28 protein-coding genes are annotated in these 24596 nt (G+C 44.2%); 21 read left to right on the forward strand and 7 right to left on the reverse strand.

Annotated features, from left to right (window positions below; all coding sequences use genetic code 11):
- The 11 genes from KDK13_RS15905 to KDK13_RS15955 are packed head-to-tail and all read left to right on the forward strand — an operon-like array spanning window position 1 to window position 11781.
- Entirely contained in the window at window positions 1-399 is a 399-nt protein-coding gene (locus KDK13_RS15905; RefSeq protein WP_257285959.1) for an FdtA/QdtA family cupin domain-containing protein, read from the forward strand.
- 23 nt (window positions 400-422) lie between these two features.
- A complete protein-coding gene (locus KDK13_RS15910) occupies window positions 423-953 on the forward strand; it encodes a GNAT family N-acetyltransferase (protein WP_257285960.1) in 531 nt (176 codons plus the stop codon).
- Window positions 954-1000: 47 nt separating this feature from the next.
- A complete protein-coding gene (locus KDK13_RS15915; RefSeq protein WP_257285961.1) occupies window positions 1001-2125 on the forward strand; it encodes a DegT/DnrJ/EryC1/StrS aminotransferase family protein in 1125 nt (374 codons plus the stop codon).
- Window positions 2126-2155: 30 nt separating this feature from the next.
- Window positions 2156-3979 (forward strand): ABC transporter ATP-binding protein, encoded by a 1824-nt coding sequence (locus tag KDK13_RS15920; RefSeq protein WP_257285962.1) that lies wholly within the window; start codon window positions 2156-2158, stop codon window positions 3977-3979.
- Window positions 3969-4826, forward strand: a complete 858-nt coding sequence (locus tag KDK13_RS15925; RefSeq protein WP_257285963.1) for a hypothetical protein — start codon at window positions 3969-3971, stop codon at window positions 4824-4826. Before KDK13_RS15920 ends, KDK13_RS15925 begins: the two co-directional genes overlap by 11 nt.
- A 3-nt stretch (window positions 4827-4829) precedes the next feature.
- A complete protein-coding gene (locus KDK13_RS15930) occupies window positions 4830-5831 on the forward strand; it encodes a glycosyltransferase family A protein (protein ID WP_257285964.1) in 1002 nt (333 codons plus the stop codon).
- The gene (locus KDK13_RS15935) at window positions 5828-7165 is read left to right on the forward strand and encodes a hypothetical protein (protein WP_257285965.1); all 1338 of its coding nucleotides are present in this window, start codon (window positions 5828-5830) and stop codon (window positions 7163-7165) included. The genes KDK13_RS15930 and KDK13_RS15935 overlap by 4 nt, the downstream gene beginning before the upstream one ends.
- Before the next feature lie 5 nt (window positions 7166-7170).
- Entirely contained in the window at window positions 7171-8205 is a 1035-nt protein-coding gene (locus tag KDK13_RS15940) for a polysaccharide biosynthesis protein (protein WP_257285966.1), read from the forward strand.
- 1 nt (window position 8206) lies between these two features.
- Window positions 8207-9310 carry a capsular polysaccharide biosynthesis protein CapF gene (locus KDK13_RS15945; protein ID WP_257285967.1) on the forward strand — a complete coding sequence of 368 codons (1104 nt, stop codon included), beginning with the start codon at window positions 8207-8209 and terminating at the stop codon, window positions 9308-9310.
- A complete protein-coding gene (gene wecB, locus KDK13_RS15950) occupies window positions 9310-10440 on the forward strand; it encodes a non-hydrolyzing UDP-N-acetylglucosamine 2-epimerase (protein ID WP_257285968.1) in 1131 nt (376 codons plus the stop codon). The genes KDK13_RS15945 and wecB overlap by 1 nt, the downstream gene beginning before the upstream one ends.
- A gap of 39 nt (window positions 10441-10479) precedes the next feature.
- Complete coding sequence (locus tag KDK13_RS15955) at window positions 10480-11781, forward strand: glycosyltransferase family 4 protein (protein ID WP_257285969.1); 1302 nt, start codon at window positions 10480-10482, stop codon at window positions 11779-11781.
- Window positions 11782-11864: 83 nt separating this feature from the next.
- Here the strand turns inward: KDK13_RS15955 and KDK13_RS15960 are convergent, their stop codons facing one another.
- Together KDK13_RS15960 and KDK13_RS15965 are read right to left on the reverse strand one after the other, a co-directional pair.
- Window positions 11865-12260: a type II toxin-antitoxin system VapC family toxin gene (locus tag KDK13_RS15960; RefSeq protein WP_257285970.1), complete on the reverse strand. Its 396-nt coding sequence runs from the start codon at window positions 12258-12260 to the stop codon at window positions 11865-11867.
- Window positions 12257-12487, reverse strand: coding sequence for a type II toxin-antitoxin system Phd/YefM family antitoxin (locus KDK13_RS15965; RefSeq protein WP_257285971.1), 231 nt, complete (start codon window positions 12485-12487; stop codon window positions 12257-12259). The genes KDK13_RS15960 and KDK13_RS15965 overlap by 4 nt, the downstream gene beginning before the upstream one ends.
- A 67-nt stretch (window positions 12488-12554) precedes the next feature.
- Between KDK13_RS15965 and KDK13_RS15970 the strand changes: the two genes are divergently transcribed.
- The 8 genes from KDK13_RS15970 (at window position 12555) to KDK13_RS16005 (ending at window position 19374) form a co-directional block, all read left to right on the forward strand.
- Entirely contained in the window at window positions 12555-13214 is a 660-nt protein-coding gene (locus KDK13_RS15970; protein WP_257285972.1) for a sugar transferase, read from the forward strand.
- Window positions 13215-13267: 53 nt separating this feature from the next.
- Window positions 13268-13900 (forward strand): acetyltransferase, encoded by a 633-nt coding sequence (locus tag KDK13_RS15975; protein ID WP_257285973.1) that lies wholly within the window; start codon window positions 13268-13270, stop codon window positions 13898-13900.
- Window positions 13901-14243: 343 nt separating this feature from the next.
- Complete coding sequence (locus KDK13_RS15980) at window positions 14244-14735, forward strand: hypothetical protein (protein WP_257285974.1); 492 nt, start codon at window positions 14244-14246, stop codon at window positions 14733-14735.
- Window positions 14736-14740: 5 nt separating this feature from the next.
- A complete protein-coding gene (locus tag KDK13_RS15985; protein ID WP_257285975.1) occupies window positions 14741-15124 on the forward strand; it encodes a Panacea domain-containing protein in 384 nt (127 codons plus the stop codon).
- 138 nt (window positions 15125-15262) lie between these two features.
- Window positions 15263-16438: a DegT/DnrJ/EryC1/StrS aminotransferase family protein gene (locus KDK13_RS15990; protein ID WP_257285976.1), complete on the forward strand. Its 1176-nt coding sequence runs from the start codon at window positions 15263-15265 to the stop codon at window positions 16436-16438.
- A 111-nt stretch (window positions 16439-16549) separates the two neighbouring features.
- Window positions 16550-18577: a nucleoside-diphosphate sugar epimerase/dehydratase gene (locus KDK13_RS15995; RefSeq protein WP_257285977.1), complete on the forward strand. Its 2028-nt coding sequence runs from the start codon at window positions 16550-16552 to the stop codon at window positions 18575-18577.
- Between the two features lie 259 nt (window positions 18578-18836).
- Window positions 18837-19139 carry a BrnT family toxin gene (locus KDK13_RS16000; protein ID WP_257285978.1) on the forward strand — a complete coding sequence of 101 codons (303 nt, stop codon included), beginning with the start codon at window positions 18837-18839 and terminating at the stop codon, window positions 19137-19139.
- Window positions 19123-19374: a BrnA antitoxin family protein gene (locus KDK13_RS16005; RefSeq protein ID WP_257285979.1), complete on the forward strand. Its 252-nt coding sequence runs from the start codon at window positions 19123-19125 to the stop codon at window positions 19372-19374. Before KDK13_RS16000 ends, KDK13_RS16005 begins: the two co-directional genes overlap by 17 nt.
- Before the next feature lie 167 nt (window positions 19375-19541).
- On the opposite strand, the gene KDK13_RS16010 is transcribed toward KDK13_RS16005, so the two are convergent.
- From KDK13_RS16010 to KDK13_RS16025, 4 genes are all read right to left on the reverse strand, one after another.
- Window positions 19542-19748: a type II toxin-antitoxin system Phd/YefM family antitoxin gene (locus tag KDK13_RS16010; RefSeq protein WP_257285980.1), complete on the reverse strand. Its 207-nt coding sequence runs from the start codon at window positions 19746-19748 to the stop codon at window positions 19542-19544.
- Between the two features lie 142 nt (window positions 19749-19890).
- Complete coding sequence (locus tag KDK13_RS16015; RefSeq protein WP_257285981.1) at window positions 19891-20121, reverse strand: type II toxin-antitoxin system Phd/YefM family antitoxin; 231 nt, start codon at window positions 20119-20121, stop codon at window positions 19891-19893.
- A 68-nt stretch (window positions 20122-20189) separates the two neighbouring features.
- Window positions 20190-20537, reverse strand: a complete 348-nt coding sequence (locus KDK13_RS16020; RefSeq protein ID WP_257285982.1) for a type II toxin-antitoxin system RelE/ParE family toxin — start codon at window positions 20535-20537, stop codon at window positions 20190-20192.
- A gap of 2 nt (window positions 20538-20539) precedes the next feature.
- A complete protein-coding gene (locus KDK13_RS16025; RefSeq protein WP_257285983.1) occupies window positions 20540-20878 on the reverse strand; it encodes a type II toxin-antitoxin system Phd/YefM family antitoxin in 339 nt (112 codons plus the stop codon).
- Window positions 20879-21354: 476 nt separating this feature from the next.
- Here KDK13_RS16025 and KDK13_RS16030 point away from each other — a divergent pair, with 476 nt between their 5' ends.
- Complete coding sequence (locus KDK13_RS16030) at window positions 21355-21849, forward strand: CvpA family protein (protein WP_257285984.1); 495 nt, start codon at window positions 21355-21357, stop codon at window positions 21847-21849.
- 206 nt (window positions 21850-22055) lie between these two features.
- Complete coding sequence (purF, locus tag KDK13_RS16035; RefSeq protein ID WP_257285985.1) at window positions 22056-23558, forward strand: amidophosphoribosyltransferase; 1503 nt, start codon at window positions 22056-22058, stop codon at window positions 23556-23558.
- Window positions 23559-23817: 259 nt separating this feature from the next.
- On the opposite strand, the gene KDK13_RS16040 is transcribed toward purF, so the two are convergent.
- On the reverse strand, window positions 23818-24282 hold the full coding sequence (locus KDK13_RS16040; RefSeq protein WP_257285986.1) for a hypothetical protein: 465 nt from the start codon (window positions 24280-24282) through the stop codon (window positions 23818-23820).
- Window positions 24283-24596: the final 314 nt, after the last annotated feature.

Raw genomic sequence — 24596 nt, forward strand, 5'->3', positions numbered from 1 at the left:
ATGGAACCAGAATTTATTTATTTTAACGAAATCACCGATGGCCGAGGTGGCCTGGTGGCGTTGGAGCAGAACCGTAATATCCCTTTCGAGATCAAGCGGGTCTATTATATTTACGGTACCCCGGAAAATGTACGACGGGGGTTCCATGCACACAAGGCGCTGCAGCAGGTTGCTGTATGCGTGAAGGGCGCTTGCTCGTTTTTGCTGGATAATGGTCGGGAGACGGTGGATTGTCGCTTAGACTCACCCACTTATGGGCTTTACATTGGCAATAATATCTGGCGGGAAATGTACGATTTTACTGAGGATTGTGTGCTGATGGTCCTGGCCAGTGAGTTGTACGATGAAGCTGACTATATTCGCGACTACGAAAAATTTACGTTAATTGTTCAACAATAAATCCCAGTATTCATGGTCACAAAATGCTTTATTCAAAGACTATTCGTTTAAGATTTGTTGAGCCTGACGATGCAGAATTTATATTAGGCTTAAGATTAGATATTCGATATAATCAGTACTTATCAACTACCATAAATGATGTGAATGCTCAGAGAAACTGGATCAAAGAATATAAAAGCAGAGAGAGGGAAGGTAAAGAGTATTATTTCATTATAGAAAGAAAAATAGATGAAATACCAATTGGTACGGTTAGACTTTATGATTTTATAGAACAAGCTAATAGCTTCTGTTGGGGTAGCTGGATTCTTAATGAAGATAAAACAAGGTTTGCAGCTATAGAAAGTGCGATGCTTGTTTATAGGTTTGCTTTTGAAGAAGTGCAATTTTCTCGTTCCCACTTTGATGTAAGAAAGGAAAATAAGTCAGTACTTTCCTTCCACCGAAAAATGGGAGCTAAAGAAATGGGTGAGGATGAATTGAATGTTTATTTCCACTACTTTCCTGAAAGTTATCGTGAACAAAAAGTTAAACTAAAACGTTTTTTAATATCTTGATCTGATCAGAAAAGTCTAGTTTCTGATTTAGTTAGAAGAAGTCACTAATGATCCCATTTTTAGATTTAAAAGCTATCAATGCTCAATACCGGGAAGCACTGATTAAAGCGGCAAGCCGTGTGATTGATTCCGGTTGGTATATTCTTGGCAATGAAGTAGAGCAATTTGAAGCAACATTTGCTCAACACTGTGAAACGGAATACTGCCTTGGTGTCGCTAATGGGCTTGATGCTCTGGTTCTGATTCTCAGAGCTTATAAGGCACTGGGAATGATAGCAGAAGGTGATGAAGTGATTGTACCCGCCAACACCTATATCGCTTCTATTCTGGCTATTACCGAAAATGGTTTAAAGCCGGTACTGGTGGAACCGGATGCTGAAACCTATAACCTGAATCCGGCACTGATTGAACAACATATTACCGGGAAAACCAGGGCAATCCTTACGGTTCATCTCTATGGGCAGGTGACGGGTATGGATGAAATCAATGCTATTGCCCGGAAATACAACCTGAAAGTCATTGAAGATGCGGCCCAGGCCCACGGCGCACTCTATAAAGGAAAAAAAGTGGGTAGCCTTGGTGATGCGGCAGGTTTCAGTTTTTATCCGGGCAAGAACCTGGGGGCAATAGGCGATGCCGGGGCCATTACTACCTCAGATTCAGAACTTTACCGAACCATTAAAGCGCTGAGAAACTACGGCTCCCATGAAAAATACAAAAATCTTTATCAGGGGATGAATAGCCGATTGGATGAAATTCAGGCAGCTATGCTGGGTGTAAAATTGCAGTACCTGGACAGTGAAACCAGACGACGGCAAACCATAGCCCTTGCCTATACCCATGGTATTAGTAACCCACTGATTCGGTTACCACTGATAAACACCAGTACCCTGGAAAGCATTCTGAATCATGTGTTTCATCTCTATGTAGTGCAATGTGCTGACCGTTCGGGCTTACAGAAATACCTGGCGGAGCAGGGAATAGCCACACTGATCCATTACCCGGTTGCACCGCACAAGCAGCAAGCATTTGCCCATTGGTCAGAACTCTCTTTTCCGATTACCGAAACCATGCATGAAAAGGTGCTGAGTTTACCCATCAGTCCGGTGATGACGGATGATGAGGTCGCTAAGGTTATAGATGCATGTAATTCATATGCAAGTAATGATTAAGTATATAAACAAACATAGTTGAACATGTGAATGAAGATTGTCGGATTGATTAAAAATCTACTTGCTTTAATGACTGTTGAACAGAGGAGAAGGTTCTATTTACTTCAGGCTTTAGTGATATTATCAGCATTGACTGAACTGGTAAGCATTACGGCTATAGGACCATTTGTCGCTTTAGTTGGGAATATGGAACTGCTGGATAGTAATCCAGCCCTACAGGCTTTCTCTGTGATTAGCGGTGTTGCTGATAAGTTTGATTTTCTGCTTTTACTTGGTAGTGCGATTATTTTTGTTCTTGTGACGTCTACTTTCTTAAATATTCTCGGTATTCGAAAATTGTCAATATTTGCAGCTGAAGTTGGTGCGGAATTTGGTGACACACTGTACGACTATTATCTGAATAAAGAATACCTGTACCATGCAAATACAAACAGCTCACTATTAATTAAACAGATTGCAACAGAAGTTGGAAGGGTTACTGATAATATATTTCAACCATTAGTTCAAATTAATGCGCGTATTATATCTGTACTATTGATTTCTGGGTTCCTGTTTATTTATAACCATGCTTTATCATTAGCTGGTATGCTGGTGTTTTCTATATGTTATTCCATTTTGTTTTACTTTGTTAGGGACAGGCTAGCCCAAAATGGAAATAGCATATCAGAGGCATCAAAAAAACGTTTCCGCCTGATGAATGAAAGTTTTTCGGCGGTAAAAGAAATAACTGTTTTAGGTTGCCAGAAAACATTTATTGATGATTTTCATAAGAGTGGACAACGCTTTTCCTCAGCTTATGGTTCTAGCAATGGTCTTTATAACTCGCCAAGGTATCTTATAGAACTGCTGGTTTTTGGTTTTATGATTCTTGGTCTGTTGTTATCGGTTTATCTCGATAATGGTAACCTTACAGATTTTTTACCAACTCTATCAGTTTTTGCTATTGCCATTTTTAAGTTACTGCCATCGTTTCAGCAGATTTATAGCGGATCTGCACAAATACGAGGGAATTATTCTGCATTCTTGGCAATAAGAGATGATTTATATAGTGCCAGAGAGAAGCAAACATCAGTGATGCTTATAGTGCCCGAGGTGTCGGATAATATTGTTATTTCTGGCGATATTGTCTTGAGTGATGTCAAGTTTAAGTATCCCGGTAAGGAAGCCTATGTTTTAGATGGTATATCCATGAATATACCTGAAGGTAGCTTTATTGGAATTGCTGGTGCTTCAGGTTCTGGGAAATCCACCTTGTTTGATCTACTTTTGGGCGTGATTTTTGCCAATCATGGCCAGATAACTATTGGTGGCGTTCCTATCTCAAAAAATAATATTTGCAATTGGCAAAATAAAATTGGATATGTATCTCAGACTGTTTTTTTGAAAGATGGTACGCTGGCTGAAAATATAGCATTTGGTATTCCTGAGAGAGAGATAAATTGGGATAGAATTAATGATGTTATTAACAAGGCTCAGCTTGCTCCATGGGTTAGAACTTTATCTGATGGAGCCAACTCACAAGTGGGCGAAAGTGGTGTTCAGATATCTGGAGGGCAAAAACAAAGAATTGGTATTGCCAGAGCTTTGTATCATGATGCAGATGTTTTATTTTTTGATGAAGCTACAAGTGCCTTGGATAGTCTTACCGAGAAAAAAATCATGAAGTCCATTGTTAATTTGAATAAAAAGAAAACAATCATCATGATTGCTCATAGATTAAATACCTTGAAAAAATGTGACCGGTTATATTTCTTTAAGGATGGAAAGATCATAGATGAAGGAACTTATGATTCATTACTGGAAACTAACAGACAATTTAAAATGATGGCAGTTGGCATTCAAAATGAACCATAGTAATTATCAGGCCTTAACCGTTCTTGTTAATAGTTGCGATGCCTATGAAGATGTTTGGGGGTTGTTTTTTTCAGCATATCATGAATTTGCATCAGGCTTACCAGCTAATATTGCACTGAACACAGAAAGTAAGCAATATGAAGATAAGTGTGTAAATGTTGAAACTATCAATTTTTTAAATGTTAAGGGGGATCTCTGGGGCAAACGTTTACTGCATGCTTTGAAGGCAATAAAAACTGAATACATATTGATGGTGTGTGAAGACTTTGTATTAGAATCCAGTCTTGATAAAAAGAGAATATTGGATTGTTTGCATTTTATGAAAACTCATGATGAAACAGCTGCCATTTATTTAGTGAAAGTAGCCGAGAAAATTATAAAAAATTCTGATATTGAGTTTGAAGAGTTAACAAGGTTTATGGATTACAAGGTTAACTCTGCCCCGGCAATTTGGCGAAAGAATGATTTAATCCGTTATGTTGGTGAAATTGATTCCCCATGGGCATGGGAATATTTTGGAAGTTATCGATCATATTTTGATGGTAGAAAATTTTACCAAGTACCGACAAAAACTGGTGATCTTTATATATATAACTCAAAATTGGGAGGAGCTATTTACCGTGGGAAGTGGGTCCGTGATGTTGTAGAAAATAAAATTAAAAAGTATAACTTGCCCATTGATCTAGAAAATCGTGGTATTGCCAATTTATCAGAATTACCCAAAAGAAGCCTGAAATGGAAGGTTAGTTTTTTTTACCTTGGTTATCGTATGATTGGGCTTCCTGTTTTATTATTTTTTTTTAGAGCGTTATGCACTAAAATCCTTCGGAGAAATGGTTTAGCCTAAAATATGACCAATAAAAGTTTCTGTTTTGTTGTGTTTGCTTATAATCACAAACATTATATTCTAGAACATTTAGAAAGTATAAAGTACCAGGTAGTTAATTTTGGGTCTAATATCCCTATACAATTAATTATCAATGATGATGCCTCCCAAGATGATACTACCAAACTTATTAAATCATGGTTAGGGGACAATGGTAGTTATTTTTCTCGTATCGATCTTATTTTTAACGATGTCAACTTAGGGACTTGCCAAAGCCTATCTAATTGCTTGGAATTATTACAATCTGATTATTGCAAATTGACGGCAGGAGATGATGTTTATTCTTGTGAAAATATTTTTGAACTTATGGCATATTCAGACGATGCTGATATTGTTACAGGTGTACCTATTAGATTGATCAATAAAAGACTTGGATTTTCAAAGACCGAAGTTGCTTTTACTCTGGGAATGGACCAAGTCTATGATAATCTCTTGGAAATTGTAGAAAGTATTAACTTTATCAATGCTCCAAATGCTTTGTATCATTCAAAATATCTAAAAAATCCAAGACTTATTGATTTTCTATCTAATTATGATGTTGTTGAAGATTGGCCTATCCAAATTTTCATATCTATATGTAATCCGAATGCAAAACTAAAAGTAGTTGATAAGTGTTACGTATATTATCGTCGGACGGCTGGTTCAACATATCTTGTCGCGTCAGCTAGGCTCAGACGGGATATGTACAAAATATTTGATTATTTGCTATCTGCTGAAATAGGAATATGGCGCAAGTTAAAGTTAAGAAATAGACGGTTTTGCTTTGGGTTATCATCTCAATCACTGAAGAAAGCATTAAATCTTTCTGTCATTATTTTTGTTGCAAAAAATTTACTGAATTGGACTTCTATTAATAAAAGAGTGAGATCTTTCATGTCCATTGATAGTTTTAAAATTTATCAGGAACATTATTGCAGCATTGCGAATGCTACCGATCCATACTCTGTCATGGAAGATGATAAGTGAGATCTTTTTTTCGACTGTATTTACCTATATTTATTGTTGAAATTTATTTGATTTTCACAATTTGCCTTTTTTTATTTGGACCGATTGAGTTTAAAGTTCATAACAATATTATTTTTGGCCTCTATCTTTCTCTGTATATTTTTGCATTATTAATAGGTTATCTCTTTTCTTTAAAGTTAAATTTAGTAAATAGAGATTTGTTTTGTTTTAATGGTCGAGAAAAGCTCTCATTAAGCTTTTTCTATATTGTTTTGTTTCTTTCATTTTTTGCAAATATTATTTTTTATAAAAATGTGATGTTGCATGACAGTATTTCATTATCTGCTATATGGAAATCTATTTTGCATGGACTAGATAATCCGGAGCTTGCTTACGCCACGAGAATGCAAAGATTTGAATCCTACCAAGGGAATAAGCTGCTTAATATTTTGTATTTTTTTATTGCGTTTGCCAGGCCGTTATTAACAGCAATGATTCCTTTTTATTGGGATAGGTTGACCTTTTTTATTAAGTTTGTTTCTTTGTCACTTTTGTCATTTCAGGTGTTTGTAGGTCTTTCTGCTGGACTAAATAAACCAATTTTTGACTTTTTCTTTTTCTTTTCAGTCTCACTTGCTGTATATTTTGTCTTGCATTATATCAGGTACGGTAACTTTGGATTTAAAAATAGAAAACTATTTGTTTGTCTTTCTGTCTTTGCGTTTTTCCTTTTTTTGATATTTTTTGGGACATTTATGTCTGCTAGAGGAGGAGACTTTTCATATTTTTATTCTACCTCTCCTTTAGGTGATATTTTTATTTCAGATGATTTAAATGTAACTATATTTGGTGAAGCTTTTACTTATGTTTATGTCTGGATGGCATATTATTTGGTGCAAGGTTATTATGGATTTTCATTATCACTAGGCTATAACTTTGATTCTCTTTTTGGCTTTGGTAATTCACCGTTTCTATTAAGGCAGCTTGAGTTTCTTTCGGGTGAAAATCTAACACCCTTAACTTTCCAAGAAAAAATATCAAATGTTTGGGATGCTGAAGCGCAATGGCATTCATTTTATTCTCATATGGCCAATGATGTACATTTTATTGGTGTTGTTTTTGTGATGTTTGCATTGGGTTTTTATCTTGGAAAAGTATGGTTAAGTGCTGTCGACGGTAATAATATTTATGCAAAGCTACTCATCCCTTTAATCGCACTTTTATTTTTATTTATTCCAGCAAATAATCAGGTTTTTGGTTATCTGGAAACTTTTTCATATTTCTTATTTGTGAATCTATTATGGTTTTTTTCGTCCTTTAAAATTAGGCGGAGCCATCATTTACGGGGCATTTGACTTTAATGTTTTTTGACAAAATTCTTTTGATTACGGGCGGCACCGGTTCATTCGGTAACGCTGTACTAAATCGATTTCTTGAAACAGATATTAAAGAGATTCGTATCTTCAGCCGGGATGAAAAAAAACAGGATGATATGCGGAAAAAATTCGCTCATCCAAAGCTGAAGTTTTATATCGGTGATGTTCGTGATTACCAGAGCATCCTTAATGCCACGCGTGGTGTCGATTTTATTTTTCATGCAGCTGCTTTAAAGCAAGTACCCTCCTGTGAGTTTCACCCGATGGAAGCGGTCAAAACCAATGTGTTGGGTACGGAAAATGTTTTGGAGGCAGCCATAGAAAATGAGGTTTCTCGTGTCGTCTGTCTGAGTACCGATAAAGCCGTCTACCCAATCAATGCCATGGGAATTTCCAAGGCAATGATGGAAAAGGTGATGGTGGCAAAATCACGGAATGTTAACAGTGAAAAAACCGTGATCTGTGGTACGCGCTATGGCAATGTGATGGCTTCCCGTGGTTCGGTGATTCCCCTGTTTGTTGATCTGATCAAAGCCAAAAAACCGATTACCATCACCGACCCCAATATGACCCGGTTTATGATGACGTTGGAGGATGCTGTTGACCTGGTACTGTATGCTTTTGAGCATGGTACCAATGGCGATATCTTTGTACAAAAAGCACCCGCCGCCACGATAGAAACGCTGGCTCATGCTCTGCATGAGTTGCTGGACATCCAGGATTATCCCATTGATATCATTGGTACCCGCCATGGCGAAAAACTGTATGAAGCGCTGTTAAGCCGTGAAGAGATGGTAGCAGCGACGGATATGGGGAATTACTACCGGATCCCACCGGACCTGCGGGACTTGAATTACAGCAAGTTTGTCGAAGATGGCGATATTCGTATCTCGGAGGTGGAAGATTATAACTCTCATAATACCCAGCGGCTGGATGTAGAGGGTATGAAGAACCTGCTGTTAAAACTGCCGTTTATTCGTGCCCTGTGTGCCGGTGAAGCGTATGAGCTGGATGCCTGATATGAAGATTGTGGTAACCGGGGCCAATGGTTTTATCGGTAAAAACCTGTGTACCATGCTGGCGGAGCAGGGCTATACCGATATTGTAAAGGTTGATCGAGAAACCACACCTGCGGAGTTAGCCGCCAGTTTACAGGTGGCGGATTTTGTTTTTCATCTGGCCGGTGTTAATCGGCCTCAGACTGATATTGAGTTTAAAGAGGGGAATACCGATTTAACGGCCTTTATTATTGAGGCGTTGGAAACGGCTGGTAAAAAAACACCACTGATGCTCAGTTCATCGACTCAGGCAGAGCGTGACAATGCATACGGAATCAGTAAGGGAAAAGCAGAGCAACTGGTTAAAACCTACGGTGAGGCAACCGGTGCAAACTACTTTATTTACCGTTTTCCCAATGTATTCGGTAAGTGGTGTCGACCCAATTACAACTCCTTTGTTGCGACGTTCTGCCACAATATTGTCAATGATATTGAGCTGACCATTCATGACCCGGCGGCAACCGTGACGCTGGTGTATATTGACGATGTCTGCAATGAACTGATCGGGCTATTAAAAGCGGGGCAGTCATCCGGCTATCGGCAAGTTAGCCCGGAATACCCGACCACGGTGGGTGAGGTTGCTAACCAGCTGCAAGCTTTTAAACTGAGCCGTGATTCACTGATTACCGAGAATGTCGGGACCGGCTTAACCCGTGCGCTTTACTCGACCTATCTCAGCCATTTTACGCCACAACAGTTCAGTTATACCGTACCCGCTTATGGTGATGATCGGGGTGTTTTCTGTGAGATGCTGAAAACCCGCCAGGCAGGCCAGTTCTCCTTTTTTACGGCCCATCCTGGTATTACCCGGGGTGGTCACTATCACCATTCCAAGAATGAAAAGTTTCTGGTGATTAAGGGCAAGGCGCTGTTCAAATTTGAACAGATTAGTACTAGAGAAAGATATGAACTCACTGTTACCGGTGAGCAGTTCCAGGTCGTCGAAACCGTGCCTGGATGGTCCCATGACATTACCAATATCGGTGATGATGAGTTGGTAGTCATGTTGTGGGCTAACGAAATTTTCGATCGAAAAGCCCCCGATACTTTTGCGAGTCCGCTTTGATGAAAAAACTTAAAGTCATGACCGTGGTTGGAACCCGGCCTGAAATAATCCGGCTATCCCGTGTTTTAGCCAAACTGGATGAGCACTGTGAACATATATTGGTTCATACTGGCCAAAATTACGACTACGAATTGAATGAAGTCTTTTTTAATGACCTCTCAGTAAGAAAGCCAGACTATTTTCTGAATGCCGCAGGTAAGAATGCCGCAGAAACCATTGGGAAGGTGATTATCAAAGTCGATCAGGTGTTGGAGGAGGTTCAGCCCGAAGCCATGCTGGTACTTGGGGATACCAATTCCTGTATTTCAGCACTACCTGCCAAACGCCGAAAAATACCCATATTTCACATGGAAGCTGGTAACCGCTGTTTTGATCAGCGAGTACCGGAAGAAACCAACCGACGTATTGTCGATCATACCGCTGATATCAATTTAACTTACAGCACCATTGCTCGCGATTATCTTCTAGCTGAAGGCATACCTGCAGATCGTGTGATTAAAACCGGTAGCCCAATGTTTGAGGTATTGCATCATTATATGCCTCAAATAGATGCCTCCGATGTTCTGACCAGGCTGAATCTTCAGGCAGGCAATTACTTTGTGGTTAGTGCTCACCGGGAAGAGAATGTTGATTCACCAAAGCAGTTGATAAAATTGCAGGAGGTGTTGAACCGGGTTTCAGAGCACTACAACCTTCCTGTAATTGTTTCCACTCACCCGCGTACTCGCAACCGAATTGAAGCGGAAGGTCTGAATTTTCATGCCAATATTCAGTTGCTGAAACCAATGGGTTTCCACGATTACAACCACCTGCAAAAACATGCAAAAGCGGTGTTGTCTGATAGCGGTACGATTACTGAAGAATCTTCCATTATGAACTTTCCGGCGTTGAATATTCGGGAAGCCCATGAAAGACCAGAAGGTTTTGAGGAAGCTTCAGTAATGCTGGTTGGCTTGAGTTCAGACCGCGTTGTGCAGGCTCTTGACATTCTGGAATCACAGCCTCGTGGAGAAAGTAGGCTGTTACGATTGGTTAATGATTACAGTATGCCTAATGTCTCCGATAAAGTGGTGCGTATTATTCATTCCTATACAGATTATGTGAAGCGCACGATTTGGAAGGAGTACTAATTTTAGCAATTTGATAAAACTCCTATATTCAACTAGTTGTTGTCTTACCGATGGTTACTGACGGTAAGGTCGCTAACAGTTGATCAAACCACTCACTACCGTTCACAACTCTCCCAGCTCTTTTCAAAAAAATTGAAAATATTATTACATACTCAATGGTTTGATCCGGAACCAACATTCAAGGGTTTGTTATTTGCTAAGTCATTACACAAAGCTGGCCATGAAGTTGAAGTATTAACTGGCTTCCCAAATTATCCTGGTGGTAATGTCTATGATGGCTATAAAATTTCCTTTTATCAGAGAGAACTTATCGATGGAGTTGTAGTGCATCGGGTTCCGTTATATCCAAGTCATGATAACTCTGCAAAAAAAAGGGTCTTTAATTACATTTCATTTGCTGCAAGCTCATTACTTTTGGGGTTGTTAAAAATCCGAAAAATTGATGTTATCTACAGCTATCATCCACCATTAACCGCAAGCCTGTCAGCGGTTTTTCTTGGTCTTTTGAAACGGGTGCCGGTAGTTGTTGATATACAGGACTTGTGGCCAGATACATTGGCTGCAACAGGTATGCTCAAAAACCCAAAGGCATTATCTATTGTTGGTAAATTTTGCAATTTAACGTATCGCTTAGCCGCAAAGGTTGTAGTACTCTCCCCAGGGTTCAAAAAGAGGCTGGTTTCCCGAGGTGTTCCTGAAGATAAAGTTCAGGTCATTTATAACTGGTGTGATGAGCAGGCCATATCCAATTTCTCACCATGTGAGCTTAAGCTTCCCGATAACGGTAAACTTAATCTCCTTTTTGCCGGTAATCTGGGATATGCTCAAGGTTTGCCTGCCATTGTAAAAGCTGCAGATATCCTGAAAAGCAATAACATACCTGTTAATATAGTACTCCTTGGAGATGGGGTAGCCAAACAAGATGCCGTGAATATGAGCCAGGAGTTAGAGCTAGATAATGTGTTTTTTCTTCCCCGCGTTCCAATGAGTAAGGTAGGTGCACTTTTATCAGCCGCTGATATTTTACTGGTTCACCTGAATGGAGACGAATTATTTAAGATTACTATCCCATCAAGAACTCAAAGCAACCTTGCAATTGGTAAACCCATTATCATGGGAGTTGAAGGTGATGCAGCTGAATTAGTTAAAGAGTCTGGATCTGGCATTATTTGCAAACCCAATAGTCCTGAGTTATTAGCCGAAGCTATTACATCATTGGCGGAGAAGTCAGCGAATGAACGTGCTGCAATGGGGCAAGCTGGTCAAAAGTTTTATTATGAAAAATTGTCCTTAGAAAAAGGTGTTAAACAATTCATCGATATCTTTGAGTCTATTGTATGAAGAGACTGTTCGATATTTTCGCCTCTTTATTTGAATGCCAACAGCACTCTGTATGTGGTCAGGCAAGTTTGCTTTAGTAGGTATTACCAAACGCTTTCCACCAACGGGCTCTTTCTCAAATTACGATCTGCAGTAAGAAGTGTGGCACCGAGATGAATCGCTGTGGCGGTTATCAAACGGTCCGCCGGATCACTATTAATGCTGCTGTCCAGGTTCACGGAGAGTTCTGCAATGATTGGGTTAATAGGGATAACGTCGATTGTTCTTGCCTGTAATGCCAATTGGTAAAAACTCTCGGCGCTCAATTCCAATTGCAGTCGTCTACGTTTAATCAGCATGGCTACTTCCCAGAGGGTGATATCGCAAATCATCAGCTGACCCTTGCGATCACACTGTTGGATGATTTGCTTTGCTTTTTTGCTGAGTTTGTCGTGTTGCAGGGCATCCCAGATAAAGGCACAGGTATCCAATAAAATCATTGCCGGTTTTTCCAGGGTTCATTCAATGGGTCGATAATATCGTCGGCAATGGCATTTTTGCCCACTTCCTTGAGTGTTTTTCTTGAGAACTTCTTTAACGCATCGGGGGCGCAGACAGTTGCCAGTGTCTGGCCATTAGAAGTCACGAGAAAGGGTTGGCCTTGTTGGGCTTTTTTCAGGTAATCAAGCAGGTTAGCTCTCAGTTCGCTGATATTGACCTGTTCCATTCTTTATTCCTTGTACAAAACCATTGTACTTCTCAAACTAGTTCAGCCGGAGTGTTTCTGCAAGACGATGTTAAAACGTTTGATGGATATTTTCGGTGCCTTGGTTGCACTGATTCTTTTTAGCCCGATTATGGCGTTTACCGCCTGGAAGGTGGCAAAAACCATGGGCAGGCCGGTTTTCTTTCGACAGGTCCGCCCGGGGTTGGATGGCAAGCCATTTGAGATGGTGAAGTTCCGTACCATGCGTGATGCTAATGGGGCGGATGGCAAACCTTTGCCTGATGCTGAACGTATTACTCCTTTTGGCAGTTTTATGCGTCGCGCTAGTCTTGATGAATTGCCGGAGTTCTGGAATGTACTGAAAGGGGATATGAGCCTGGTGGGGCCTCGGCCTTTATTAATGCAGTATCTCCCTCTCTATTCGCAGGAGCAGTATCGTCGCCATGAGATGAAACCGGGTATTACCGGCTGGGCACAGATTAATGGGCGTAATGCCATCTCATGGGATGAAAAGTTCAAGTTGGATGTCTGGTATGTGGATAACCAATCCCTCTGGCTCGATATCAAGATTCTTTTTTTAACGGTTAAGAAAGTGGTTTTGCGGGAAGGGATTAGTGCGGATGATCATGTGACTATGCCTTTTTTCGAAGGTACGCCTTCGAACGTTTCCCGTTCCCCGCAGCCCGTTACCCGTTTAAGAAAAGAGCCAAAAGCTGAGAAGATTTAAGCTTTTTCGGGTAACGGACTACGGATTGTGGTCAACGAATAAAGACGAATCAAATGAATAGTACATTATTGATATTAGGGGCTGGCGGACATGCCTGCGTCGTTGCCGATTGTGCTTTAGCAACGGGGCAATGGTCGGGTGTCGCTTTCCTGGATGACCGTTATCCTGAGCTTGATTCAATGAATGGCTGGCCAGTTGTGGGGCGCATTACTGATTTGGAATCGTTTGTTCCTGAATATCCCATGATGGCTCTGGGGGTTGGTGTCAGCTATGAAAGTTTGCGGCTGCAACTGCTTGCTCGTGGTCACCAGGCTGGTGCGAAATTTCCTGCCATTATTCACCCATCAGCAACCATCTCGCCTTTTGCAACGATAAATGATGGTTCAGTGGTGTTTGCCGGTGTGGTGATTAATGTTAATGCCTCTATCGGTTCAGGCTGTATTGTTAATACGCTTTCATCCATAGACCACGACTGCTCTATAGGGAATGGTACTCATATTTCACCAGGCGCTTTGTTGGCCGGTGCAGTTACCATTGGTGACAAGGCCTGGATCGGCATGGGAGCGAAAATTCTGCAGTGCATTTCTGTGGGTGATGAAACTGTTGTTGGGGCTGGGGCAGTGGTGCTTTCTGACGTTCCGACGAATAGTAAAGTCGTTGGTGTTCCTGCTCGGCCTATCTTTTAAAGGCCGATTTCCATGGTCCGTAAAAACGTTTTGTTTTCTTCTTCAATGGTAAAGGCACCGATAGTCAACTGGGCTGGACGAGTTATCTTGAACATGGTGTTGCAGGTTTGTTTCAAAAATTTGGTTTTACTGGTGAATCAACATTTTTTATAAAATTAGGGAAGATAATAAGCAAGGCTTTTTAAATTATCTCAGCGACCATGGGAAGCATCTTGATGGCACTGGGTGGGGCTTATGCAGGCTCTTACAATTTTCGTATTGAGTGGGTTGAGGTTAGTGGCACCCGGATTCTCTTCTGTGTATACTTTTTAATCCTGTTTCATCACTTGTCAGTGGTAGTGCTTTGCTTGTCTTTGGTGCTGTCGGTACTTATCTTGACCAATCACGACAGCAAGCAGACATAACTCAATTAAGGGAAGCTAGTAAATCTTTTTCAACGATTAAAAACGCTTTGAATGCTGCTCAGGAAGAACTCCAGATTCAAAAATCAAAAACTTCCGAGCTGCACTGTGATCTGGTTCAATCCTGGTTAATTGGAGCTTACAAAACCCTTAAACTTAACAACCTGGAACGAGTGACCATTTACTACGAGCATGATGAAGAGTTTTACCTGCTTGCACGCTACTCAAAAAACCCACACTTTGCCAAGATACATTGTCAAAAATTCCCTCTTAACCAAGGAGTGATCAGTTTATCCTGGCAAAATGACCTTCATCTGGAACTGAGTTGCCCGAGCCAAAAATTTATCGATGATTATATTCAGTACATGCACGTGAACTATGGTTATGTGGCTGAAAATATTGAAGCAAGACTGATCTTTCCAAAGCCAGGCTGACCAAAATGGTTTACCTGTCTGACTGGTTTTCTGCCCTTCTTGATGGTAGGCAGCTCACGAATATTAATTGGATGTTCAATCATTATGGGCCTTATGTTGATGATGTCATAGCAGCTGCGCATAACGGTAGTGGTTTTATGGTTATTAATGATACAACCATGTATGGTTCTCTTAAAAATGTTATATCATTTCAGGGAGATGTTTCAAACATTCAACTCACCGACCGTGAAAAAGTGATTCTTGATGCAGTAATCGATAAAACAAAGAACCTTTGCTTCAACGATTTTATTGATTATGTATATTCTACCTATCCGGTTAAGAAGCAAGAGCGGTATTCTAATTTAAATCTTGTTTCTCTTGCTCAGCAGTTCAGGGAATCCAGAACCTGAAATTTAGTTTTTAATGTCTTTCGGCTTGTTCGTTTTCTGTAATCTGTGAAGGCGTTCTCTTGTCTTTTTCGGACGACGGATTACGGTAAGCGAATAACGATTCTAATCAATTAATTTGTCACTCAATTCAAGACAACCATGCTAAACACCCCCTTCTCCCCCTGGCCTTCCTACACCCAGGAAGAGGCCGATGCGGTCAGCCGTGTAGTGCTGTCCAATAAAGTCAATTACTGGACCGGCACTGAAAGCCGTGAGTTTGAACGTGATTTCGCTGAATACTGCGGAACCAATTATGCCATCGCTCTGGCCAACGGAACTCTGGCGCTGGATCTGGCTCTCCATGCCCTGAAGATTGGTGCCGGTGATGAGGTGGTGGTTACGCCTCGCACCTTTCTCGCTTCGGCCAGCAGTATTGTTAACGCCGGTGCGAAACCCGTTTTTGCCGATGTGGATCGGGACTCCCAGAATATCACTGCCGAAACCATCCAGGCAGTGTTAACGGACCGAACCAAAGCCATTATCTGTGTCCATCTGGCAGGGTTGCCCTGTGATATGGCCCCGATTATGGATCTGGCCACTGAGCATAATCTTTATGTGATTGAAGATTGCGCCCAGGCCCACGGTGCAAAGTACAAAGGCCGTTCGGTAGGCAGCATCGGCCATATCGGTGCCTGGTCATTCTGTCAGGACAAGATTATGACAACCGGCGGTGAAGGTGGCATGGTCACCACCAATGACGAAGCCCTGTGGAATTCGATGTGGTCATTCAAGGATCATGGAAAGTGCTATGACACGATCTACAACACCGAGCACCCGCGCGGTTTCCGCTGGTTGCATAATTCCTTTGGTACCAACTGGCGTATTACCGAGATGCAGTCGGTGATAGGCCGCATCCAACTAAAAAGGATGCCGCAATGGACCCGCCAACGGCAGGCCAATGCTGCGGCTATTAATGAGGTTTGCCGGACATTTTCTGCCATGCGGGTACCGGAAATTCAGGAAGGGGTTGAGCATGGCTGTTACAAGCATTATGTGTTTGTTCGCCCTGAACAACTGAAAGCTGGCTGGGATCGTGACCGGATTATTGATGAGATTATCGCTTCAGGTGTTCCCTGTTATCAGGGTTCCTGCTCTGAGGTTTACCTGGAAAAAGCGTTTGATAATACTGATTTCCAGCCCAAAGAACGACTGCCGACTGCAAGGGAATTGGGAGAAACCAGTTTGATGTTTCTGGTGCATCCGACTTTGACGGCGGCTGAGATTGCCAAAACTTGTGAGGTTGTTGAGCGGGTGTTGGGGGAGGCTTCGGTTTAGTTTTTCGTTGCCCGTACCCGTTCCCCGTAAAAAAGATAAGACGTAAGTCAACCGCTTTTACGGGCAGCGGGCAACGGGTAACGGGCAACGCGTATCGAAAACAGGCTAAAAATGAGAGAAAAACTACTCAAACTATCCAGAAAACAGAAAACCCTCACCATGCTGGTCGTAGACCTGCTAATAGTCTGGCTGGCCCTTTTCGGTGCCTTCTATTTGCGCCTGGGCTATAAGGATTTTGTGCCCCAATACTTCAATTCCTTTTACATCTCCGGGTTGCTGGCCTCGGTTATTTCTTTGCCGGTCTTCTTCTACCTGGGCTTGTATCGTGCACTGCTGCGCTATATGGGCCAGCATGTGTCGTTTATTATCCTGCGGGCCAGTTTTCTTTCTTTTCTGATGCTGTCTGTGGCCATTACCCTGCTTGAGATCCCTGTACCCCGCAGTGTGCCGGTGCTGTACTGGCTGCTGTCGGCCTTGCTTCTGGGGGTAAGTCGCTATGGAGTTCGCTTCTGGCTGCGGGGCTTCAGGTTGCGGGATATTCTTTTTGCCCCCATTAAGTTGCCCCAAGCCAAGAGTCATGAGCTGCGGGGCCAGCCGGTGGCGGTTTATGGTGCAGGGGAGGCCGGTAACCAGCTGGTTGAGGCACTGGAGCATTCCAGGGCGTTTCGTCCGGTGGCTTTTATTGATGACGATGTGCGTCTACGGGGGCGAACCATCGCGGGTTGTCGTGTATTTGCCCCGGATGCACTGGACCGTCTGATTCTGCAAACCGGTGCCCAGGAGGTGCTGCTGGCTGTTCCATCGGCCAGTCGTCAGCGGCGGCGGGAGATTGTCCGGCATCTGGAAACCTTTGGCCTGCCCATTAAAACCATGCCCGGTATTCAGGACCTGGCCAGTGGCCGGGCCCGGGTGCAGGAGATTATGGAAGTGGATATTGGCGATGTGCTGAGCCGGGATGAAGTGGCTCCCATTGCCGAGCTGGTGGAACAGGATATTGTTGACCAGGTGGTTATGGTTACTGGAGCGGGTGGTTCCATTGGCTCCGAGATGGCCCGGCAGGCACTGGTCAGAAAGCCGAAAATGCTGGTGCTGTTGGAGCACTCGGAGTTTAACCTTTATACCATTGATCAGGAACTGCAGGGTACCATCCGCACGCTGAGGCTGGATATTCCGGTGATTTCGGTGCTGGGGTCGATTAATGACCCGGTGCGTTTGCTGGATGTGATGAACACCTACCAGGTCGAGACCCTTTATCATGCTGCCGCCTACAAGCATGTGCCGCTGGTTCAGTATAACGTCTCCCAGGGGTTGCGGAATAATGTGATGGGTACGCTTTATACTGCCCAGGCCGCCATTTTGGCGGGTGTTAAGCAGTTTGTGCTGATCTCCACCGATAAGGCGGTGCGACCCACCAATGTGATGGGGGCTTCCAAGCGCCTGGCGGAAATGGTGTTGCAGGCCCTGAGTAATGAGCAAGAGATCCGGCTGTTTCAGCCGGAGCTGTTCGGGTCCACGCCGGGCACGGTGATTGCCAATAATACCCGTTTTACCATGGTGCGGTTTGGTAATGTGCTGGGTTCCAGCGGTTCGGTGATTCCCCTGTTCCGGGAGCAGATCCGTACCGGCGGGCCGGTTACGGTGACTCATCCGGAAATTAACCGCTATTTTATGACCATTCCGGAAGCCGCCCAGCTGGTGATTCAGGCCGGTGCCATGGGGCAGGGGGGCGATGTATTTGTGCTGGATATGGGTGATCCGGTAAAAATTGTTGATCTGGCAAAACGGATGATCTCCCTTTCCGGCCTGTCTTTAAAGGATGAATTTCATCCGGACGGGGATATTGAAATCCGTTTTTCCGGCCTTCGCCCCGGCGAGAAGTTGTATGAAGAGCTGTTAATCGGCGATAACGTTGAGGGCACCATTCACCCCCGTATCAGCCGGGCCTTTGAGGAATTGCTGGCCTGGGAGCAGCTGAAGGTTGTGCTGTCTGAGATGGCCGAGAGCCTGAAGGAGCACCGCTATAGCATTACCCGGGAGTTGTTGTTGCGCTATGTCAATGGTTATGCGCCCAGCAGTAAGGTGGTGGATTGGCTTTATCGGCATCCGGGGCGGCGGGCGGTTGAGGATGAAGTTTCTTGAAAGATCGTTCCTGTTGCCTGTAAAAGATCGTTCCCGTTGCCCGTACCCGTTGCCCGTAAAAGCTTTAGTCTTTTCTTTTACGGGTAACGGGTAACGGGTACGGAAAACGGGTACGGGCAATAGAAAAACCGGGGTCAAGAAAAACCGAGAAAAACCGGGGTCAGATCTTGATTCTTGAATTGGCTGGCTCAGGTGTCATCAAACTTGTGGCTTCCAATCAACTGGCTTATATTTGTGTATATTGGAGGGGTATACATAAATGATTGATTGGTCAGAAATCATTGGATTTGACTGGGATGCAGGCAACGAGAGAAAAAGCGTAGATAAACATGGCGTTGCAAAAGCAGAGGTTGAACAAGTGTTTTTTAACAAACCACTTTTGATGGTGAAGGATAAAAAACATAGCGATAGAGAGCTGCGCTTTCATGCTTTAGGACGAACTTCCAATGATCGCTTGCTTCACATCACATTTACTTTGAGAAAGGATGACACACATATTCGTGTGATTTCCGCCAGAGACATGCATCGAAAGGAGCGAGCATTTTATGAGCAAAACACCTGAATTTAAGAATGAAGCTGAAGAAAGGGAATTTTGGGAAAAGCATGACTCAACGCCCTATGTAGACTGGAGTCAGGCTGAAAGTGTTTCTCTGCCTAACTTGAAACCATCAACAAAAACCATCTCCCTGCGTCTGCCTGAAGGCTTGCTTGAAAGCATCAAAATTGAGGCTAATAAGCGGGATATACCGTACCAGTCCCTGATTAAATATTGGTTGTCTGGTCATGTTAACCATTAGGGGCTGTTGAAGTTTCTTTGCGAGACTCAGTGGCTCAGAAAAACGTCAGCCGCACGAAAGGTTTGCGCAGTGCGTAGTTATTCTACGTCAAGCAAGCCTGACAAGAAAAGCCGGGAAAACTGGGTCTTGATTCTTGACGCTCCTTAATACTGTTCTTCTTTTATAGCTCATTGGTTATAAGTTGGGGGTACAAGAAGTGAGCTGGCCGTACCAGAGGCTGGCCACCGATGACATGTTGCTGCAGTTTGGCGGTGAGCAATAAGTCGTTGGCAATTACGTTTGCCGGTAATAAGCACTGGCTTATGGTTTTGGGCGGTTTCATCAATCAGCCGGTACAGGTTTGCACGGGCTTCGCTGGCGCTGTATCTGCTCATGGTTGTTTCTCCTGATACTTGTGCTGCTACGTACGCAATATAGTACGTCTAATTTCTGCCAAGGATGGGAGCCAATTTTGCTTCATCCTCGAACTTAGATGTCTGAGCGGATCCCAGATAAAGGCACATGTATCCAGAATGATCATTGGTTGGCATCCCAAGTCTCATGGGAGCCTGTAATAATGTCATCCAGTTTTGCATCTTTGGCCAGTTCATCGAGTGCTTGTCTGGCTGATTGTTTCAAGGTATCGGGAGACGAGATGGTGGCCAGTACTTCACCGTTGGAAGTGACCTGGAAAGCTTGGCCTGCCTGGGCTTTTTTTAAATAACTTAACAGGTTGGCCCGTAGTTCGCTGATATTGATTTGTTCCATGGTAAACCGGGGTCAGGTTTTAATTCTTGAATTAAGTCAAGGAAAATTTTTAATGGCCTGAACAGGGTTCAACTCCTGAACAGCCGTTTTTGTAATAATGTGCTGAAATTTCTCCGCCCATCGACACAGAGCAATATGGCAACGGTGATGTGCTGGTTATTTTCTGTTGCGGCCTCAGTGATCAGATAAATAATACGAAAAGGTTTCCTTACCAGTTGCCGGTATTCGGTATTCCCGAATCGGGTCAATTCGGGAACTTTGGCTCCTTTATAGGGCTGGTCCTTGAGGCTTTGCAAGGCAGTATTAAAGGTCCGCCTTAATTTCACTGCCTGGGGTTTGCCAAAGTGGTCTCTGGTGTAAGCGATAATATCCAGTATGTCCTGTCGGGCATCCTGAGTGAGAATAACCTTTGTCACGGTTATTCTCCTTTACTGTTTTGTGGTTCATTATCGTTATTGTTATCGCCTCGGTTATTATCAGGAGCCTCATCCATCAGGAGCTGATCGATATCGGCCATTACACTGTCTGCCGTAAAGGTGTGTTGGTCGGCCAGCTGTTGTTTGCCAAGGGCAAGCAGTTTTAACAGGGCGATATCTTCCTGCAGTGCCTCATAACTGTGGATATCCTGAATAACGGCTTTGGCTTCACCATTCTGGGTGATCACCAGTGGTTCCCGGCTCTCTTGCAGCTGATTCAGTACCTCGGCTGCGTTGGCTTTCAGGTAGCTGATGGGCTTGACTTGTTGTGAGAGTTTCATCCGTATTTCCTTCATGGTAAGACTTAATTAAGACTTTATATAGTCTAGTTGGTTTGCTGTCCTAGACAAACCTTTTGGTGGAAAGCTATGGAGGAGATGGTGGTAGGTCCACCGAAGTCTGTTGTCGGAAACTGGCTCCAAACCGCCTCAGGCTGTTGATGTTAAGAGCATTGGCAGTGAGGGCCAGCAGTCAGCAAAGTAAATCAAAAAGCCATGCGACGGAAAATTCGCAAGCTGCAAGTCAGAATGCGAACGGAGATGAACATCGCTCAAATGGCCAGTTAGCTAAACCCCATGTTGTTAGGTTGGCTGGCATATTATGGGCGGTTTCATGATTTTTCCCTGCTGCGCTATCTTACTGTCGTTAAATGAAGTGTCTGTTCTATATTGAACGGCTGTTGATTACCTGCATAATTACCACGTTTTGGACAGTTGCCAGCATAGCATGGTTCCGTTTTTTGTTAAGGAGTCAGGTATTGACTTTCACCTGGATTGACTGGCTGATCGCCGGTATTGTTATCATCTCCGCGCTGATCAGTTTGAAACGCGGTTTTTTTAAAGAGGTTCTCTCCCTGTTGACCTGGCTGGCCGCTATTTTTGTCGCCTGGTCGTTTGGTGGGGCCCTGTCAGAACGATTGACTGATTACATAGCAACCCCATCAATTCGGGTAATGGCGGCCTGCGCTTTGCTGTTTGTTGCAATGCTGATGGTGGGTGCGCTGGTGAATCGTATTATCGCTGAACTGGTTCAGGTGACGGGGCTGTCGGGTACTGACCGTATTCTGGGCATGGCGTTTGGCGGTTTGCGTGGTTGTTTATTGGTAACAATTCTCGTTGGTCTGCTGACGCTGGCTCCCCTGGAGCAGGACCAGGCCTGGCAGCAGTCGGTGCTGTTGCCCCATTTTATGCTGCTGGCTGACTGGTCCAAGCAGACGGTGGTTGATCTTATGGGGCCGTTGATGCAAAGCTGATTAGCTAATGGTTTTTCTTCAAAACTTTTTCTCGATTTATCAGTCTCAGGGTATGTAGCAGTTTTCGTAACCCTATCATTTAGCGTATGATTTCAGGCTTTCCGTTATCGGGGACAGTGGTTGTTCAGATGATTGAACAGGCAATTTTAATCATTTGCTGCCAGTTCCGATAACGTTTTCAGCTGATCAATCCTGAGGATGAGTGCATGTGTGGAATTGTCGGTATTTCGGCAACGGTGAATGTTAACCAGCTGTTGTTCGATGCGCTGACTGTGCTGCAACACAGGGGGCAGGACGCTGCGGGAATGGTGACTCTGGATGATGGTCGCTTTTTCCTGCGTAAAGATAACGGGCTGGTGAAGGATGTTTTTCGTACCCGCCACATGAAGCGGCTTAATGGCTGCTCGGGCCTTGGGCATGTTCGCTATCCGACGGCGGGTACGTCCAGTTCAGCCGAAGCTCAGCCATTTTATGTAAATTCTCCTTATGGCATCGCTTTAGCCCATAACGGCAACCTGACCAATGCGGATGATATTAAACAGTCGTTGTTTGAAAGTGACCTGCGCCATATTAATACCCACTCCGACTCTGAAATCCTGCTGAATGTTTTTGCCCATGAGCTGGCAAAAGCGGGCAAACATAAACCCCGGGCAGAAGACGTTTTCAGGGCGGTAACCGGCGTTTACCAGCGCTGTGAGGGTGGCTTTGCAGTTGTTGCCCTGATTAACGGTCATGGCATGGTAGGTTTTCGGGATCCCAATGGCATTCGGCCACTGGTATACGGCAAGCGGGAAACCGGGAACGGTACGGAATACATGCTGGCCTCAGAATCGGTGGCTCTTGATGCCCTGGACTTTGAGCTGGTGGGTGATGTTGCTCCGGGTGAAGCCATTTATATTGATGAGCAGCGTCAGCTCCATAGTTTCCAGTGCGTGCCTGGTGAACTCACTCCCTGCCTGTTTGAGTACGTTTATCTGGCCCGCCCGGATTCCAGTCTGGATGGTATTTATGTCTATCAGTCCCGGCTGCGTATGGGGCAGACCCTGGCCAATAAAATCCTTAGGGAATGGCCTGACCATGATATTGATGTGGTAATGCCCATTCCGGATACCAGCCGAAACTCTGCCCTGGAGATGGCAACTCGCCTGGGCCTGCCTTATCGGGAGGGTTTTGTCAAGAATCGCTATATTGGCCGGACCTTTATCATGCCCGGTCAGGCCATTCGCAAGAAGTCGGTTCGCCAGAAGCTGAATGCCATTCACCAGGAGTTTGCCGGTAAGAATGTGCTGCTGGTGGATGATTCCATTGTCCGTGGCACCACCTGTGAGCAGATTATTGAGATGGCCAGGGATGCCGGGGCAAAGAAGGTGTATTTCTGTTCAGCGGCCCCCGCCATTCGTTATCCCAATGTCTATGGCATCGATATGCCGACCCGGGAAGAGCTGATTGCCCATGGTCGTACGGATCAGCAGGTTTGTGAACTGATTGGTGCGGATAAGCTGATTTTTCAGGATCTGGATGATCTCAAGAAAGCGGTTTCCTCCCTCAATCCGGCCATTGAAGATTTTGACTGCTCTGTTTTTGATGGACGCTATGTGGCCGGTAATATTAATGATGATTATCTGGAGCAGCTGGCCTCCAGTCGTAATGAGGATAGTCGTCAGGCTGAGAGTGATATTATTGATCTTCACAACGAAGGGGAGCTCTGACTCGTTTTGCTTATCATCGGGGGGCAAACCTTGGAGTCCTTGCTCCCATGCTCTGCGTGGGAATGCATGGTGTGCTGGGATCAGCGGTATATATCTGGCGGGTGAAAGTGCGGCTGTGGAAGGAGAGGCATTTTTCCGACTGGAAACCGAACCAGCCGGATTTGGCACGGTGATAGTCATGGCAACCAGGGCATAAGAGGATTGATGCTCTCCTGCACTGGTCCAATATGGGTTGTTGTTCGAATTACAACATATTGGATTAACTCGGTCTAAAGGTCGGGGCTTCGGTGGCCGGGGCTTTGGTGGTCGAGGCTTCGCTGGTCAGGGCTTCGGTGGTTGGGGCTTTGGTGGTCGAGGCTTCGCTGGTCAGGGCTCCTGAGGTCGAGGCTTCGCTGGTCAGGGCTCCTGAGGTTGGGGCTTGGGTGGTCGAGGCTTCGCTGGTCAGGGCTTCTGGGGTTGGGGCTTGGGTGGTCGAGGCTTCACTGGTCAGGACTTCTGGGGTTGGGGCTTTGGTGGTCGAGGCTTCGCTGGTCAGGACTTCGGTGGTTGGGGCTTTGGTGGTCGAGGCTTCGCTGGTCAGGGCTTTTGGGGCTTTAGTGGTCGTAGTATTGGCGATCGGTACTTTGGTGGTTACATTTCGGCCAGGTAACGCCGTTGTAACAGGCGCTGGTGCAACTGTAAAGTTAGCACTACCCCACCCTTTGGATTGACAAAAAGAATCCATTGAAACATAGATTTCGCCTCCCATTCTAGTGTATTCGATTCTTTTCATAGCGAGTAAATGAGATTTATTGGTGCACTGTGATGAATTACTATGGGTGCACATTAAAGAACCATCTGTGGGAACTACTCCGTCTGGATCGCTCAACCAGGATGGGATTTGTATTGTGAATACTGGGTGGGGGTCATTACAACATATCGGATTGACCTGGGAATTTCCTGTACATGTAACGCTCGCTGCTGTAAAGGTCGTGGCTTCAGTGGTTGGTGCTTTGGTGGTCGTGGCTTCGGTAGTTGGTGCTTTGGTGGTCGTGGCTT

This window comes from Endozoicomonas sp. SESOKO1 (genome assembly GCF_024606265.1).
Lineage (GTDB): Bacteria > Pseudomonadota > Gammaproteobacteria > Pseudomonadales > Endozoicomonadaceae > Endozoicomonas.

What these genes read in the sequence shown, in the direction of transcription:
- KDK13_RS15905 (WP_257285959.1), top strand. Translation starts at nt 1, where the DNA reads ATGGAACCAGAATTTATTTATTTTAACGAAATCACCGATGGCCGAGGT.
- KDK13_RS15910 (WP_257285960.1), top strand. Translation starts at nt 423, where the DNA reads ATGCTTTATTCAAAGACTATTCGTTTAAGATTTGTTGAGCCTGACGAT.
- KDK13_RS15915 (WP_257285961.1), top strand. Translation starts at nt 1,001, where the DNA reads ATGATCCCATTTTTAGATTTAAAAGCTATCAATGCTCAATACCGGGAA.
- KDK13_RS15920 (WP_257285962.1), top strand. Translation starts at nt 2,156, where the DNA reads ATGAAGATTGTCGGATTGATTAAAAATCTACTTGCTTTAATGACTGTT.
- KDK13_RS15925 (WP_257285963.1), top strand. Translation starts at nt 3,969, where the DNA reads ATGAACCATAGTAATTATCAGGCCTTAACCGTTCTTGTTAATAGTTGC.
- KDK13_RS15930 (WP_257285964.1), top strand. Translation starts at nt 4,830, where the DNA reads ATGACCAATAAAAGTTTCTGTTTTGTTGTGTTTGCTTATAATCACAAA.
- KDK13_RS15940 (WP_257285966.1), top strand. Translation starts at nt 7,171, where the DNA reads ATGTTTTTTGACAAAATTCTTTTGATTACGGGCGGCACCGGTTCATTC.
- KDK13_RS15945 (WP_257285967.1), top strand. Translation starts at nt 8,207, where the DNA reads ATGAAGATTGTGGTAACCGGGGCCAATGGTTTTATCGGTAAAAACCTG.
- wecB (WP_257285968.1), top strand. Translation starts at nt 9,310, where the DNA reads ATGAAAAAACTTAAAGTCATGACCGTGGTTGGAACCCGGCCTGAAATA.
- KDK13_RS15960 (WP_257285970.1), bottom strand. Translation starts at nt 12,260, where the DNA reads ATGATTTTATTGGATACCTGTGCCTTTATCTGGGATGCCCTGCAACAC.
- KDK13_RS15965 (WP_257285971.1), bottom strand. Translation starts at nt 12,487, where the DNA reads ATGGAACAGGTCAATATCAGCGAACTGAGAGCTAACCTGCTTGATTAC.
- KDK13_RS15970 (WP_257285972.1), top strand. Translation starts at nt 12,555, where the DNA reads ATGTTAAAACGTTTGATGGATATTTTCGGTGCCTTGGTTGCACTGATT.
- KDK13_RS15975 (WP_257285973.1), top strand. Translation starts at nt 13,268, where the DNA reads ATGAATAGTACATTATTGATATTAGGGGCTGGCGGACATGCCTGCGTC.
- KDK13_RS15985 (WP_257285975.1), top strand. Translation starts at nt 14,741, where the DNA reads ATGGTTTACCTGTCTGACTGGTTTTCTGCCCTTCTTGATGGTAGGCAG.
- KDK13_RS15990 (WP_257285976.1), top strand. Translation starts at nt 15,263, where the DNA reads ATGCTAAACACCCCCTTCTCCCCCTGGCCTTCCTACACCCAGGAAGAG.
- KDK13_RS15995 (WP_257285977.1), top strand. Translation starts at nt 16,550, where the DNA reads ATGAGAGAAAAACTACTCAAACTATCCAGAAAACAGAAAACCCTCACC.
- KDK13_RS16000 (WP_257285978.1), top strand. Translation starts at nt 18,837, where the DNA reads ATGATTGATTGGTCAGAAATCATTGGATTTGACTGGGATGCAGGCAAC.
- KDK13_RS16005 (WP_257285979.1), top strand. Translation starts at nt 19,123, where the DNA reads ATGAGCAAAACACCTGAATTTAAGAATGAAGCTGAAGAAAGGGAATTT.
- KDK13_RS16010 (WP_257285980.1), bottom strand. Translation starts at nt 19,748, where the DNA reads ATGAGCAGATACAGCGCCAGCGAAGCCCGTGCAAACCTGTACCGGCTG.
- KDK13_RS16015 (WP_257285981.1), bottom strand. Translation starts at nt 20,121, where the DNA reads ATGGAACAAATCAATATCAGCGAACTACGGGCCAACCTGTTAAGTTAT.
- KDK13_RS16025 (WP_257285983.1), bottom strand. Translation starts at nt 20,878, where the DNA reads ATGAAACTCTCACAACAAGTCAAGCCCATCAGCTACCTGAAAGCCAAC.
- purF (WP_257285985.1), top strand. Translation starts at nt 22,056, where the DNA reads ATGTGTGGAATTGTCGGTATTTCGGCAACGGTGAATGTTAACCAGCTG.
- KDK13_RS16040 (WP_257285986.1), bottom strand. Translation starts at nt 24,282, where the DNA reads ATGGATTCTTTTTGTCAATCCAAAGGGTGGGGTAGTGCTAACTTTACA.